Annotated in this window: 9 protein-coding genes, 1 other RNA gene and 1 pseudogene; 6 read left to right on the top strand and 5 right to left on the bottom strand. The window is 66.5% G+C overall.

Going from position 1 to position 15,018, the window contains the following annotated elements:
* Positions 1 to 67: 67 nt before the first annotated feature.
* Complete coding sequence (locus tag Y887_RS08240) at positions 68 to 823, top strand: DUF6065 family protein (RefSeq protein ID WP_046963878.1); 756 nt, start codon at positions 68 to 70, stop codon at positions 821 to 823.
* A 5-nt stretch (positions 824 to 828) separates the two neighbouring features.
* Here Y887_RS08240 and Y887_RS08235 read toward each other — a convergent pair whose 3' ends face one another.
* From Y887_RS08235 to Y887_RS08225, 3 genes are all read right to left on the bottom strand, one after another.
* Positions 829 to 4,737, bottom strand: coding sequence for a YhdP family protein (locus Y887_RS08235; protein ID WP_046963877.1), 3,909 nt, complete (start codon positions 4,735 to 4,737; stop codon positions 829 to 831).
* Between the two features lie 143 nt (positions 4,738 to 4,880).
* Positions 4,881 to 6,380 (bottom strand): ribonuclease G, encoded by a 1,500-nt coding sequence (gene rng, locus Y887_RS08230; RefSeq protein ID WP_046963876.1) that lies wholly within the window; start codon positions 6,378 to 6,380, stop codon positions 4,881 to 4,883.
* On the bottom strand, positions 6,380 to 6,952 hold the full coding sequence (locus Y887_RS08225; RefSeq protein WP_046963875.1) for a Maf-like protein: 573 nt from the start codon (positions 6,950 to 6,952) through the stop codon (positions 6,380 to 6,382). The genes rng and Y887_RS08225 overlap by 1 nt, the downstream gene beginning before the upstream one ends.
* Before the next feature lie 131 nt (positions 6,953 to 7,083).
* Between Y887_RS08225 and Y887_RS08220 the strand changes: the two genes are divergently transcribed.
* The 4 genes from Y887_RS08220 to Y887_RS18830 all read left to right on the top strand — a co-directional run bounded on the left by Y887_RS08220 (position 7,084) and on the right by Y887_RS18830 (position 12,579).
* The gene (locus Y887_RS08220) at positions 7,084 to 7,821 is read left to right on the top strand and encodes an SIMPL domain-containing protein (RefSeq protein WP_046963874.1); all 738 of its coding nucleotides are present in this window, start codon (positions 7,084 to 7,086) and stop codon (positions 7,819 to 7,821) included.
* Positions 7,822 to 8,132: 311 nt separating this feature from the next.
* Positions 8,133 to 11,237, top strand: coding sequence for a TonB-dependent receptor domain-containing protein (locus tag Y887_RS08215; RefSeq protein ID WP_046963873.1), 3,105 nt, complete (start codon positions 8,133 to 8,135; stop codon positions 11,235 to 11,237).
* A gap of 305 nt (positions 11,238 to 11,542) precedes the next feature.
* Positions 11,543 to 12,217: an energy transducer TonB gene (locus tag Y887_RS08210; RefSeq protein WP_046963872.1), complete on the top strand. Its 675-nt coding sequence runs from the start codon at positions 11,543 to 11,545 to the stop codon at positions 12,215 to 12,217.
* Between the two features lie 287 nt (positions 12,218 to 12,504).
* A non-coding RNA gene (locus Y887_RS18830) (sX9 sRNA) lies at positions 12,505 to 12,579 on the top strand.
* A gap of 32 nt (positions 12,580 to 12,611) precedes the next feature.
* On the opposite strand, the pseudogene Y887_RS20215 reads toward Y887_RS18830, so the two are convergent.
* Together Y887_RS20215 and rlmH are read right to left on the bottom strand one after the other, a co-directional pair.
* Positions 12,612 to 12,758: pseudogene (locus tag Y887_RS20215) on the bottom strand (aromatic amino acid aminotransferase); the annotation flags it as partial.
* 46 nt (positions 12,759 to 12,804) lie between these two features.
* Positions 12,805 to 13,275 (bottom strand): 23S rRNA (pseudouridine(1915)-N(3))-methyltransferase RlmH, encoded by a 471-nt coding sequence (gene rlmH / locus Y887_RS08200; protein WP_046963870.1) that lies wholly within the window; start codon positions 13,273 to 13,275, stop codon positions 12,805 to 12,807.
* A gap of 121 nt (positions 13,276 to 13,396) precedes the next feature.
* On the opposite strand from rlmH, the gene Y887_RS08195 reads away from it, so the two are divergent.
* Positions 13,397 to 14,932: an alkaline phosphatase PhoX gene (locus Y887_RS08195; RefSeq protein ID WP_046963869.1), complete on the top strand. Its 1,536-nt coding sequence runs from the start codon at positions 13,397 to 13,399 to the stop codon at positions 14,930 to 14,932.
* Positions 14,933 to 15,018: the final 86 nt, after the last annotated feature.

The raw sequence follows: 15,018 nt of genomic DNA, 5'->3' as shown, positions 1-15,018 counted from the left end.
CAAGTCGTCCGGCTGAACATGCGGCGCGGCTATCATCGCCGGCACGCTCTTCAATCACTGCCTGCGCATGAAGCTCATCGCCCACGTTCTGGATGGCCACACGCTGGACATCCGCCCTGCCCCGCATGCGCGCGACTGGATGGACGCCACCGATCAACGCTATGCGTACCGCTGCCTGCCACTGGCGATTGCGAACGCGCATGGCTGGGAGCTGCTGTGCCAGTCCGGTTTCGAGGCCAGTTGGGATGGGCGCGATGGGCTGGATGCGCTCCGGATCGTTGCCGATCAAGGCAGCGTGGCGCCGGCGATCAGCCACTTCGGCTACGGGGTGCTGACCTTCCATGTGCCCTGCCTGTTTCGCACCGACGAAGGCGTCGACCTGTTCGTCACCGGCCCGTTGAACCGGCCCAAGGACGGCATCGGCGCGTTGAGTGGCCTGGTGGAAACCGACTGGAGCCCGTACACCTTCACCATGAACTGGCGTTTCACCCGGCCCGGCCAGGTGCGCTTCGACGCAGGCGAGCCGTTCTGCCATCTGTTCCCGCTGCAGCGGCAGCTGATCGAACAGGTGCAGCCGCAGTGGATGCCGCTCTCACAGGCGCCGGAACTGGCGCAGCAACACGCCGACTGGACCCGCAGCCGCACACGGTTCTTGGATGCGCTGCCGGATACGCAATCGGCCGCGGCGCGCGAGAAATGGCAGCGCGGGTATTTCCGCGGCGTGGCAGGGCCGGAGCAGCCGGTGGTGCCGGGTCACCGCGCGCGGCTGCGGCTGCCGCTGTTCACGCGTGCCGATAGCGACGATGACGCTGCCGCCGACTGAGTTCCTCAGCGCGGCGGCGCGGCGGGCTTGCCGGCGGGCACAGGTCTGCTCGGCGCACGCTCGCGCGCTTCGCGCTCGACCACGTCCACCTGCGGATCCTTCCACGGCCCGGTGACGTGGTAAGTCTTGGCGCCGATCGCGCCCAGCGGCTTGCCGAGCACCGCGTTGGCGGCCGCGCCGACCGCCGCGCCCACCGGCCCGCCGGCCACCGCGCCGACCACGGTCAGCAGGTTGCCGGCCTTGGGGTTCACATCCACGGTCTGGTCGAAGGTCTGCGCGCGCAGATCGGTCTGGCCACGGATGGCGATCTCGGCAGCGGGCCCTGCGATGCGGATCGCGTCGGTGCGCGCGAAGCCGTCGCCGAAACGCACCTCGCCATCCAGCGTGTTGAAGGCCAGGCCCTTGGAGAAGAAATCGCGGAAGTCGAACATCAACCGGCGCGGCAACTGCGCCACGCTGAGCAGGCCCAGCACGCGGCCGGCGCCCGGATCCACTTCCAGCAGCTGACCGTTACGGACATCCACTTTCAGGTTGCCGTCCAGCGAGCCGAGCGCAAAGCCGGTCGGCGACCCCTGCCAACCGGCGTTGAGCTCCAGTTGACCTTCGCCGCCGCGCAGCTGGCCGCCCAGGGTGAGATTCTGCAACAGGTTGCCGAGGTTGCGGCTATCCACACGTGCCGACAGCCGCGTGCTGGCGTCGTCGCCCTTACCGCGCCAGGCACCGGTCAGGCCGATACTCTGGTCGTTCGAGCGCAGCTGCAGCTGATCCACCTGCATGCCATCGGTGAGCCGGCTGCTGCGCAGGATGGCCGCGCCCAGGGTCATCTTGCCCACCCGCAGGTCGTCGATATCCAGCGCCAGCGGCGGGATGGAGACCGGGTCGAACTCGGCGACCGCACGGCGTGCCGGTTCCGGCAGGGCGCCGGCCAGCGGGTCGCCGGGCTCGGGGGCCGCAGGCTCGGGCGCGTCGGCCACCGGCTGCCAGCGCACGGTGCTGAGCTTGCCCTGCACGATGCCGCCGTCGGCGTTGGGCACGCTGAGTTGGCCGGCCAGCGAGGGACCGTCCAGCGTGACCGCCACCGCATCGCGGGTCGGACGCAGCCGGAGCCGGGTCTGCGGAAATACCCCGCCGATCATCAGCAGCTTGTCCGCCTGCACGTCCACCTGTTGCAGCGGTACAGCATCCTTCTTGGGCGTGGCCGGCTGGCCCGGCAGCGGTGGCATGTCCGCATCGCTGCTGCCGCGCGCCAGGCTGATCCAGTCGATCGCGTCCAGCGAGGCGGTACGGCCGGTCACCACCAGTCCGTTGGCCGGCGGACGCTCGGTCACCGTGTCGGTGCCCATCACGACACGCACGCCGGTCTGGTCGCCATGGCTGCTGGCCTTGAGCGCCACCAGCTTGCCGAAGGCCACGTCGATGTCGCCATCGCCGACCGGCAGGGCCACCTTGACCTGCGTGTCCAGCGGTTGGGCGGCGGCCTTGTCCAGCGGCGCAGGCAGGTCCAGCGTCGTACCCACCAGCTCCGAGCGCAGCGTCAGCAGCGCCTGCGCATCCGCCTGTCCCGGCGTCGGCAGCGGCACATCCACGCCCACCTGCCAGGGCGCACTGCCATGCACGTAGGGGCGCAGCCATTCCATCTGCGGGGCGCGGTCGAACAATTCCTTGACATCCACGGTGGCGCCAAAGCGTGCTTCGAAGGCCTGCTTCGGGTCCTGCACAAAGCCACCGGCACGCAGCGCCAACTCGCCGGTGCGTCCCTGATGCTGCACGCTCAGATGCTCGGCCGCGAACCCGCTGTCGCGATACTCGGCCTGCCCGCTGACCTGGTCGAAGGCCAGATTCCAGCGCGCGTCGGCCAACTTGGCGCCCTGCAACGCCACCGTGCCCTGCAGATGGCCGCCCACGCCCTTGGTGCGCAACGGGCGCAGCAAATCGAAGCTCACCGTCGCCGGGCCGGACACGTTGAGGTTACGCAAGGTATCGCCATAGCGTTGCTCCAGCGGGCTCTTGCGCAACATGCCCAGCAGCTGCGCCGCATCGGCCTGGGTGGAGGCGCGCACGTAGAGCTCGGAGGTCTTGAAGCTGGGAATGCCGGCATCCAGCTGCGCGATCGGGGTGCCGGCAAGATCGCCGCTGCCCTGCAATGAAAATCCGTTGCCGATGAAGCGCAGATCGGCCTGCACCTGCTCGATCGCCGGCCAGTCCGGGCTGAAGCGAATCGTGCCGTCGCGGATCTGACCGAAGGCTTCGAAGCGCCCGTCGTTGTCGTCGAACGGCCACTGGTCCAGATCGCCGCTGACCAGGCCGGTTCCGCCGGTGATCACGCCGCCGGCCGCGGCCATGTCCAGCCAGTCGATGGCCGCCTTGCTCATCTTGGAGCGGATCCAGAACTTGCGCGCCACCGGCAACGCCACATCGTCCAGTTGCGCGGCCAGTTGCATGCGTGGGCGGGTGCCATCGTTCTGGAACCACAGCCCGCCGCGCACGTTGGCGCCGTAGTCCCTGGCCTGCACGCGCAAGGCCGGGGTGGCGACCTGCCAGCCCGCACCTTCGCGCCAGCCGACGATCTTGCCGGCCAACTGGATCTCATGCACCACGCCAAAGCCGGTGGGCCAGTCGAAGCGCACCGTGGCGTCCGGCGCGGTTTCCAGCTCGCCGCCCTGTGCGTCGCCGTCGATGCGGCCGCGCAACCCGCTGATGCCCGGCGAATTGCCCACCGGCAGGAACCCGAGTTCTTCGATCTGCCCCTGGGCACGCACGGCGCCGCCCTGCTCGCCGACGATCTGCAGATCGGCCACACGCAGCTGCGGTTTGGACAGGGTCAACCAGCGGCGCAACGCAGGCGACAGCTGATCGCTCAATGCGGCGGCGGCAATCAGGCCGGAGACTTCGCCCTGCCTGGCAACCACCGCATAGTGCCGCCCGCCGGCGATGCTCAGCCCGTCCAGATGCTGCAGCGCGGCCGCCTGGCCCAGCCGCAGCAATGGTGCATCCAGCCGCCAGCCGCCGTCGTCGATGGTGTGCCAGCGCGCACGTGCCTGCAGGCGCTCCCAGCGCAGCGTGCGGCGTGCGGTTTCGTCCGGCAACGGCGCGCCGGACAGCGCAACCTGGGTGAGATCGGCATCGACGGTGACGCCAGTGATACGGCGCGCACGCAGCTGCGCCCAGGCCTGCAGGCGCCCACCGCCACCGTCCACGCGCATGCCGCCCACCTGCAGCAGCGACGCCCATGCCGCCAGATCGGCAGGATCGGCCTGCGCATAGGCGCTGCCGTCGCCGCTGTCGCGGTCGAATTCCAGGACTGCGGTCAGCGGCGCGCGCTTGAGATCGATCCAGCTACGGCTACCCACCTTGACGGTCGAACCGCTCACGCGCAGACGCAGGTCGATCCGCGGCAAGGCGGTGTCCAGGCCGATCGATGGCGCGTTCACCTTCAGGCGCGCCTCGGCCAGCTGGATCTCGCCGAGCCGACGCAATGCCTCCAGCGGGTCGGAACGCTTCCCGCTCGGCAGGCCCTGCACCGACCACACGCCGTCGTCGCTGCGTTGCAGGGTCAGCGCCAACCCGCGCAGGCGCACCTCGGTCAACGAATGCCCGGGCAACAAGCCGGCGTACATCGCCAGCAGCACCTCCGCCTGGCCCACACGCACCTCGCCATGCGGGCCGATCCGCAAACCGTCCAGCCGCAGCAGCGGGCCACGCCGGGTCCATTCGGTGTCCAGACGATCGAAGGCGATCGGCTGCCCGGCGCGCTGACTCAACCAGTCGGCGATCTGCTGCGGGTGCTCCTCGGCCAACGGCAATGCCTGGCTCGCCGCGCCCACCAGCAACGCGACCGCCACCACCGCGAGCGCGCAGGCAGTGATCGCATAGCGGCGGAACAGGCGCAGACGGCGGCGCAGCGGGGTGGGCATCAGGGGCGGAGATTGGGCATTGGAGATTGGGGATTGGTCAAAGCAAAGCCGCGCAAAGTGCCGTCAAGCGCCATTATCGGACCAAGCCACGCTACCAGAGCCGGCGTTGACCAATCCCGAATCCCGCCTCCCCAATCCCGGACTCACAGCAGCACCACGTCGAACTGCTCCTGCAGATACTGATCGTCGGACTGGAAGCGGATGCTCTTGCCCAGGAATTCCTCCAGCTCGGCCACCGCTGCGGATTCTTCGTCGGTGATGCGCGCGACCACCTTGGACGAGGCGATCACCAGCAGCCGCGCGGCATCGAACTGGCGCACTGCACGGGTGATCTCGCGGAAGATTTCGTAGGTCACCGTTTCTGCGGTCTTGATGGTGCCGCGCCCGCCGCATTGGCCGCAGGTTTCCGACAGCTGCCGCTCCAGGCTTTCGACGGTGCGCTTGCGGGTCATTTCCACCAGGCCCAGCGGCGAGAACTCGTACACGGTGGTCTTGGCGTGGTCGCGTGCTAGCGCCTTTTCCAGGGTGCGCAGCACCTGGCGGCGGTGCTCGGGGTCGTCCATGTCGATGAAGTCGATAATGATGATGCCGCCCAGGTTGCGCAGCCGCAGCTGCCGCGCCACCGCCTGCGCCGCCTCCAGATTGGTGCGGAAGACGGTTTCCTCCAGGTTGCGCTGCCCCACGAACGAGCCGGTGTTGACGTCGATGGTGGTCATCGCTTCGGTCTGGTCGATCACCAGATAGCCACCGGACTTCAGTGGCACCTGCTTGTTCAACGCGCGGCCGATCTCGTCCTCGACCCCGTACAGGTCGAAGATCGGCCGGTCGCCGGTGTACAGCTCCAGCCGCTCGGCCAGCACCGGCATGTACTTGGCCACGAACGCCTGCAGCTGCACGAAGGTTTCGTTCGAGTCGACCTTGACCTTTTCCACGTCCTTGCGGATCAGGTCGCGCACCGCCCGCAACGGCAGGCTCAGGTCCTCGTAGATGATGCTGCACGGAGGCGCTTCGCGCCCGCGCCGCTCGACCACCGTCCACACCCGCGACAGATAGGCGATGTCCTCGGCCAGCGCCTCGGCCGGCTGGCCTTCGGCATTGGTGCGGATGATGTAGCCGAAACCGCCGTGCTGGGCAGACACCTCGCTGACGATGGTCTTCAGGCGCAGCCGCTCGGCCTCGTCCTCGATCCGTGCCGACACCCCGACGATCTTGGACTGCGGCAGCAGCACCAGGTAGCGCGAGGGGATGCTGATCTGGGTCGTGAGCCGCGCGCCCTTGGTGCCGATCGGGTCCTTGACCACCTGCACCACGATGTCCTGCCCGTCGCGCAGCAGCTCCACGATCGGCACCGCCGCGGCCGGCGGCGGCGGGATCGGGGTCTCTTCGGTATCGACCACGCTGGCCGGTGCCGGTGCCGGGCGCACCACGTCGTTGGCGTGCAGGAACGCCGCACGCTCCAGTCCGACCTCGACGAACGCGGCCTGCATGCCGGGCATCACCCGCTGCACCTTGCCCTTGTAGATGTTGCCGACCACGCCCCGGCGCCAACCGCGCTCGATATGCAGCTCCTGCAGCATGCCGTTCTCGATCACCGCCACGCGGGTTTCGCGCGGGGTGACGTTGACCAAGATCTCTTCCGACATCAATGCGCTCCGAAGGCTGTGAGCAACTGCGAGGTGTGATGCAGCGGCAATCCCATCACGCCGGAATAGCTGCCGGACAAATGGCTGATAAAACGTTCTGCGCGCCCCTGGATCGCATAGGCGCCGGCCTTGCCCATGGGCTCGCCACAGGCCGCGTACGCGGCGATCTGCGCGTCATCGAGCGTGTCGAAGGTCACCTCCGACACCACCAATGCCTGCGCAGGGGCACGCTGTGCGCAGACTAGAACCACCGCCGTGAGTACCTGGTGGGTGCGCCCGGACAACACGCGCAGCATCGCGATCGCATCGTCGACATCGACCGGCTTGCCGAACACGCGCTCGCCCAGCACCACTTCGGTATCGGAGCCCAGCACGATCGCGTCGGGGTCGCGCGCCTGCACCTGCGCAAGGCCGGCATGCGCCTTGTCCAGCGCAACGCGCCGCACGTAGTGTTCGGGCGATTCAGCGGGCGCGCGCAACTCGGGCACGTCCAGTTCCAGGGTCTGGAATGGCACATCCAGGCGTTGCAGCAGTTCTTGTCGGCGTGGCGAACGGGAGGCGAGATAGAGCATCCGCCCAGCATACCTGTTGGCCGTGCTCGCCCGCTGACTTCGCACCCCGCGCGGCGGTTGCGCGGCAGCGGTCGACTCACAACATATTCATGCATCTCCCAACACGCTCGCAGCACAGACAAGGAGATCCCATGCGTACCACCCTCAAGCCGTTGTTGCTGGCCCTGTCCATCGCTGCCGGAACCGCCATGACCGCACACGCTCAATCCGCGTCCAACTACACCATCCCCAACGACGGCACCCTGCTCAACGTCTCGGCCGAAGCCGAAGCCAAGCGCGTGCCGGATATCGCCACGTTGTCCGCAGGCGTGGTCACCCAGGCTGCCGACAGCAACTCCGCGATGCGCCAGAACGCCGAACAGATGAGCAAGGTCATGACTGCGGTCAAGGCCGCCGGCATTGCCGACAGGGACGTGCAGACCAGCGGCATCAATCTGAGCCCGCAGTACACCTATAAGGAAAACGAAGCGCCCAAGATCAACGGCTACCAGGCCAGCAACACGGTCAGCCTGAAGGTGCGCGACATCTCCAAGCTCGGCAAGGTACTCGACACCCTGGTCGCGCAAGGCGCCAACGACATCAACGGCCCCAGCTTCTCGGTCGACCAGCGCGAACCGGCCTACGACGAGGCCCGCGTGGCCGCGTTGAAGAAAGCCCAGACCCGCGCCGACACCTATGCCAAGTCGCTGGGCCTGAAGGTGCGCCGTATCGTCAGCATCTCCGAAGGCCGCAGCGGTGGCGGCGTGATACGCCCGATGATGATGGCCGCATCGATGCGCTCGGCCAAGGCCGAGATGGACACCCAGGTGGCGCCCGGCGAGAGCACGCTGTCGATCAACCTGGATGTGACCTTCGAGCTGGGTCGCTGAAGAGGCAACTCTCGTCCCGCCGGGTGCCGCTCACTGCCCTCTTCGGAGGGCAGTGTCGTTTCCGCAGCCCATCGCGGGTGGTGCTTTGTCGCCTTGATACGAGCAATCAAGTTTCTTTTAAAACTTATACCGCGGTGACTTGCAAGTGCCCAAAGTCACATCGCTCCAGTATGAATAGGCGGTTTTGTGCATTTGTGCTTAAAAAAACATGAAATTTAGAGAAAACGTTCTTTAAGCAACCTCTACAGCTCTCTAGCATCGGTTGTCAGCGCACCGTCATATTCGTGATGGCGCTCCTCTGGAGAGAGACGATGTCCGGCAACGTTGCTTCAAAGCGCACCTTCCATCCAGCATCGCGGGCGCGCTATGCCCGCATCAGCGTGCTTGCGCTTGCGCTGAGCGGCGCCGTCGGCGTGCTGGCGTCCGGCACTGCCGCCGCACAAAGCACCACTGCGGGTATTTACGGCAGCGCACCCGCTGCTGCCGGTTCAACCGTCACGGCACAAAGCGATACCGGTTTTGCCCGGACCGCGATCGTCGATGCCAACGGGCGCTACGCGATCGGCAATCTTCCCGTCGGCACTTATACGGTCACCTTGCAACGCGACGGCCAAGCAGTAGAGACACGCAAGAACATCGCCCTGCGCGTCGGCGCAGGCACCGACGTGTCCTTCGGCGGCGGTGCCGCCGGCGACACCGCCACCCTGGGCACGATCACCGTGACCGGCAAGAACATCTCGCCGGTGGATGTGTCCGCCACCGCCTCGCGCACGGTGATCACTGCCGAGCAGTTGCAGCGTTTGCCGCTGGCGCGCTCTGGCGAAGCCATTGCACTGCTGTCGCCAGGGGCCGTGCAGGGCAGCGGCTATTTCGGCAACGCGATTTCCTTCGGCGGCGCCGGCGTGACCGAAAACGCCTATTACCTCAACGGCTATCTCAGCTCCAACCCACTTTCCAACATCGGTGGCGTCACCTTGCCGTTCGGCGCTATCGACCAGCAGGAAACCTATACCGGCGGCTACAGCGCCCGGTATGGCCGCTCCGCCGGCGGCGTGCTCAGCCAGGTCGGCAAGCGCGGCACCAACGAATGGCACTTCGGCGCACAGGTGCTATGGCGTCCGAAGTCGCTGTCCAGCGACTACAAAAATGTCTTCTACCCGGATGCCGCCCCACCTGCCGGCTATGAATACAGCGACGACAGCCTGCCCGGCACTCTTTACCGTAGCCGAAAGGACGACACCTTTTGGAATACGGTCTATAGCGTTTATGGCGGCGGCCCGCTGATCGAAGACCGCCTGTTCGTCTTTGTCGCCGCAGAGCAGGAACGCACCGAAGGCGTTTCCACCGCACGCAGGGACGACCCGGTGATCGGCCGCAACAACTACCGCACCGATGAGCCGAAGGTCTATGCAAAGATCGACTGGAACATCAACGACAGCAACATCCTCGAACTGACCGGCGTCAAGAATAATTCGCGCGATGGCGGTGTTTACAGCGATTTCAACGGATACCAGGGCGTCAACGGCGACGCCAACGGCGCCTTCGCCGATACGGTCAAGGTCAACGACCGCTATTACATCGGCAAGTACACCAGCTACATCACCGACGATCTCACCTTGAGCGCCACCTATGGCAAGAGCCGTCAGACCGATTTCCGCAACAACCCCAGCACCGCACCGCTGCTGAGCAATACCAATCTGCAGGACCCGGCCATCACCGGTGGCAGCGAGATCCGCAACAACCAGACCTCCAGCCAGGCGCGCGATGGCGAAAACAAGACGCGCGGTCTGCGCATCGACCTGGAATATGTGTTGGGCAGCCACACCCTCACTGCAGGTGTGGACAACATGTATTTCAATGCCAATAACGAAGGTGTCATCACCACCGGCCCCGGCTTCCGCTGGATCTATGGACGCTCTTCGCGCCCCACCTCGCCCATCAGCGCTGCGCTGGGCGTGGGTCCGGCCGGTGGCAATGGGTACTACGCCTATCGCTCCGTGTTCAATACCGCCACCAGTATGTCGGTCGAGCAAAAGGCCTACTTCCTCGAAGACAAATGGCAGGTCAACGACAAGCTGCTGCTGACGCTGGGTATCCGCAACGACAAGTTCACCAACTTCAACGACGCGGGCGTGCCTTACGTGACCAGTGGCGATCAGTGGGCGCCGCGCCTGGGGCTGAGCTGGGACGTGTTCGGCGACTCCTCGCTCAAGGTCTACGGCAACGCCGGTCGCTACTACCTGGCGTTGCCTAACAGCGTGGCCATCCGTGGCGCATCGCCGTCCACGTTTACGCGCGAATACTTCACCTACACCGGCATCGATGCGCAGGGCAGCCCGACCGGGCTGACGCCGGTCGCGGTCGATCCATCCGCCGGATTCTCCTGTTCGGGCAACGTCGTCTCCTCCAATCTGGAATGCGGTCAGGCACCGGATGCCGCCGGCATCGCCGCCACCGACCTGAAGTCGATGTACCAGGACGAGTTCATGCTCGGCTTCGACAAGACCCTGGGCGAGAGTTGGGTCACCGGTGCCAAGGCGACCTACCGCACGCTCGGCGCCACCATCGACGACGTCTGCGATGCCGACCGGATGCGCACCAAATTGACTGCATCGGGTATCGACCCGAGCACCGTCAACGTGCCCGGCTGCATCATCTTCAATCCCGGCGAAACCAACTCCTTCAGCCTGGCCAACCTCAATGGGTCCGGTCGCACCTCGGTGTCGATGTCGCCCTCGGACTGGGGCTTCGACAAGGAGGCCAAGCGCACCTATCTGGCGGTGGACCTGTTCCTGCAGCATCCGTTCGACGGCAAGTGGGAAGGCCGTATCGATTACACCTGGTCGCGTAATTTCGGCAATACCGAAGGCCAGATCAAATCCGATATCGGCCAGACCGATGTCTCCAAGACCCAGGACTGGGATGCCGCTGCGCTGATGTGGTACTCGGGTGGCTACCTGGCCAACGATCGTCGCCATCAGATCAAGATCTACGGCTCTTACCAGATCGCGCCGGAATGGCTGATCGCAGGCAATATCCGCGTGCTGTCCGGCACGCCGAAGTCCTGCCTGGGGTATGTCAGCATCAACGGCATCAGCGAAGATTCCGATGCCGGCGACCCGGTGGGCTATGGCTCCTCCTACCACACCTGCAACGGCCAGCCGTCGCGTCCGGGCGATGCCGGCCGGCTGCCGTGGACCAAGATCGTCGACCTGGGCCTGACCTATCGCCCGGCGTTCGCCGACAACAAGCTTGCCATGACCCTGCAGGCCTTCAACATCTTCAACGAGCGCAAGCCGCTGCAGGTCGATTCCACCTGGGAAGACAGCCCGTTCACCCTGTCCAACACCTACAACATGGGCGCGTTCTTCACCCAGCCGCGCTACGCGATGTTCTCGGTGTCGTACGACTACTGACGCACTCTCCCGTCAGCGTCGTTTCCCCAGCCCCGCAACGGGCTGGGCTTTTCTACCGCAAACGCCCAGCTCCTGCTGGGCGTTTGCCTACGCGTACTCCTGTCTGTTTGCGCCTGAAAAAGCCGGCCAGCGATCGATATCGACATGGTCGCGGAATCGCTCCGGCATCCCTCGCGATGTGCAACGCCTTCGCAGACACGCGCCGCGCTTGTGCAGCCGCGCGCGCTGAGGTAAACCTACGCTACCGGATGGTGTAGTGCGTCCGGGCCGCGCTGGTCCTTTCCGCAGTTCCGTTCTGGAGGTGGATGATGGTTCGCACGCAATCGCAGATTTCTTCCCGTCCCCTTGGCATCGACACCTCACGCGTGCTGGCGATCAGCACGGCCGTGGCGCTGCATCTGCTGGCCGGTGGTTTGTTGCTGATCCCGCTATCGCACCGGGCGGTTCCGCAAGCGCCACCCGAGCCGCGCTGGGTCATGCCGATCACGATACCGACCGCACCACCGCCGCCGCTGGTACTCCCGGTCGATGTGACGTTCAAGCCGCTCACGCATACACCACCGAAGAGCGTGCCAGTCCCGGTGCCGGTGCCGACTCCCCTCATCGACCAGACAAGCCTGGTGGACAGCGCAACGGTTGCCCTGCCGGCAGCCGACACCGCGCTGGACAGCGCGCCCACCATCGCTGCACCCAGTGGGCCGATCGAGGCAGGTCAGCTGCAGTATCTGAGCTCGCCCGCACCGAGTTACCCGGTGGCTGCATTGCGTGCGGGGCAGCAAGGCACGGTGCTGCTGCGCGTGCTGGTCGGTACCGATGGACGCCCGGCCGACGTCAGCGTGCAGACCAGCAGCGGACATCGCGCACTCGACCTGGCCGCACGCAGCCAGGTGCTGCGCAGCTGGCGCTTCCAGCCGGCGAGGCAGAACGGCCAGGCCGTGCAGGCCTACGGCCTGGTGCCGGTGAGCTTTTCGTTGAATTGAACGGCGACCTGATGCGGCGGCCTGCGACGGCAGCCGCCGCATCAATACGACTGCGCACCTAGCGAGCGAATACTACCGGCCATGCCGCCACACACGAGCGCACCCGGGTTGGCGGGAAGACCCGAAATCGCCACAGCGTCGGTTTGTAGACGCAACCGCCATCGATCGCCGGTAACCGCGCATCGCATCAGCAAGCGCTGGACACACCGCACCGCGCGTGCAACCTGGAACGCTCACAACACGCCTGCCCCGCCATCGGGCGGACGCGGCCGATGTTGGGAATCAGCATGCGCCACTCGCTCACTGCGGTTGGTCCGCGCCATCCGACCCACCTGACGACTGCCCGCCAGGTCTTGCTGGCTGCCCGGTTTCGTCCCTGGTGACGTACGGGCCACGGCGAGCCCAGCGTAGCCAGTTTTTCGACCAGGCCTGCACGCAGCGAGTGGATGCGCTCGCGCATTTCGGTCAGTTCCTGCTCCCACAGATCGCGCAATTCCAGGCTGGTCAGCACGCCGGCCACCAGCGCGGCGCCGTGCGTGGCCACCACCGCAGCTTGCGGGTGGATCTGCACGACCTGCGCGCCTTGGCTATGCGCGGTGATACGGATGATTGGCAAGCATCGCCGCAGCGCGGTACAGCTGCTCGGCCACGATCAGCCGCACCAGCATGTGCGGCAAGGTGAGCGGGCCGATCGACCAGCTTTCGTGTGCGTGTTTCAGCACCTCGGCCGCGTGACCTTCCGGGCCGCCGATCAGGAAGGCCAGATCGCGCCCCTGACCGCGCCAATGTTCCATGCGCTGGGCAAGTTGCTCCGAACTCAGCGGCCGGCCTGGCACATCCAGCGCCACGACATGCGCGCTCTTGGGGAGCGCGGCGATGACGCGGCGGCCTTCGTCGTCGATGGCGCGTTGCCCATCGCGGCCCTTGCCGCGCAGCCCAGGTTCGATCTCGACCAGCTCCAGCGGCATCCAGTGCGACAGACGTTTTTGATATTCGGCAAAACCTTGCGCCACCCAGGCCGGTGCGCGCTCGCCGGTGGCGATAAGTCGGCATTTCATCGGCACATGATATCCGCGTCACAGCCTGCGCAGTCCGTGACGATTTGTCGTTGCGTGTCATGGCGTGGTTACAGCCGGCAATTAGTGTCGCCCGACCACCCAGCCACGCAGGAGTCGTTCGATGCCGATTTTCGATCCCGCCCGCCGCCAGGTCCTCAAGGGCAGCGCCGCCGTCATGGCCGCCGGCGCCCTTGGCAGCTTGGGCGCCTTGCAGTCGCGCCAGGCCCAGGCGGCCACATCTGCGTCGGTGCGCCTTGCACCGGTGCCCAGCCGTTACGGCCCGCTCGCACCGGTCGCCGACCAGAGCACCGGCTTGCCCTTGCTGCAGCTGCCGCGCGGTTTCAGCTACCGCTCGTTCGGCTGGAGCGGCGACCGCATGGACGATGACCAGCCCTGCCCCGACCGGCATGACGGCATGGCCGTGGTCGGTCTGCGCCGTCCCGACTGGCGGCCGGGCAGCGACCCGCTGCGCGGCCTGGAGTACGTGTTGATCCGCAATCACGAGCGCGGCGCCGGCAGTCCGTTCCGCGCGCCGGCGATGTACGACACCGGCATCGTCAGCGGCACCCAGTCCGCCGGCGGCGGCACCACCACGCTGAGTTATGGTCGTCGTGGCTGGGGCAGCCTGGAGCCCAGCCTGGGCGGCACCCTGGTCAACTGCGCTGGCGGGCCGACCCCGTGGGGCACCTGGCTGAGCTGCGAAGAGATCAAGACCAACGCGGTGTCCAGCACCGGCCGCAAGCACGGCTACGTATTCGAAGTGGACCCGGACAGCCAGCGCACCACCGGCCGCCCGTTGGTCGGGCTGGGCCGCTTCAGCCACGAGGCGGTGGCGATCGACCCGCGTACCGGCATCGTCTATCTCACCGAGGACGACCGCAATAAGGCCGGCCTGTATCGCTTCATTCCCAACGACCGCCGCGGCCGCAATGGCTCGCTGGAAAACGGCGGCCGCCTGCAGGCCGCGCGCGTGCGCGGACGTCGCAACGCCGACCTCACCGTCGCCAGCATCGGCCAGCAGTTCCAGCTGGAATGGGTCGATATCGAAGAGCCGGATCTGGACAGCATCGCCGCGCCGGCCGGCTTTGCCGACATCGGCGCCAACGACACCCTGAGCGGGCCGTTTGCGCAGGCCTGGGCCGACGGCGCGCTGCGCATGAGCCGCGGCGAAGGCATCTGGTACAGCTACGGCAAGCTGTTCATCGTCGACACCAGCACCGGCGTGGATGCGCAGGGCCGGCGCGGTTACGGCAATGGCGCGGTGTGGGTGCTGGACCTGTTCACCCAGCGCCTGAGCGCGCTGTTCGTCAGCGGCAATCAGCTGGCCGCGCACAACCCGGACAATGTCACCGTCAGCGCACGCGGCGGCGTGGTGCTGTGCGAAGACGGCGGCGAAAGTCCCGACGAATACGGCCCCGGCGCGCGCCTGCTGGGCCTGACCCGCAACGGCGAATCGTTCTACCTGGCCAAGAACAATGTGCAGCTCACCTCGCAGCAGATCGCCGATGCCGGCAAGACCATTGCCGAGGGCGACTACCGGGATACCGAGTTCTGCGGCGCCTGCTGGGACCCGCTGGCGCGTACCTTGTTCGTCAACATCCAGACCCCGGGGATCACCCTGGCCATCACCGGCCCGTGGGAGCGCGGGCCGCTGTAAGCCGCGCAGCGGTTGGCGACGGCAGACGCAAAAACGGCGCCCCAGGGCGCCGTTCGTGTGTTCCGCATTGCACACCGTGCAGTGCG

The sequence above is a fragment of the Xanthomonas pisi DSM 18956 genome, from assembly GCF_001010415.1.
GTDB classification, from domain to species: Bacteria; Pseudomonadota; Gammaproteobacteria; order Xanthomonadales; family Xanthomonadaceae; genus Xanthomonas; species Xanthomonas pisi.
This window is presented reverse-complemented; position numbering and strand designations above follow the sequence as displayed.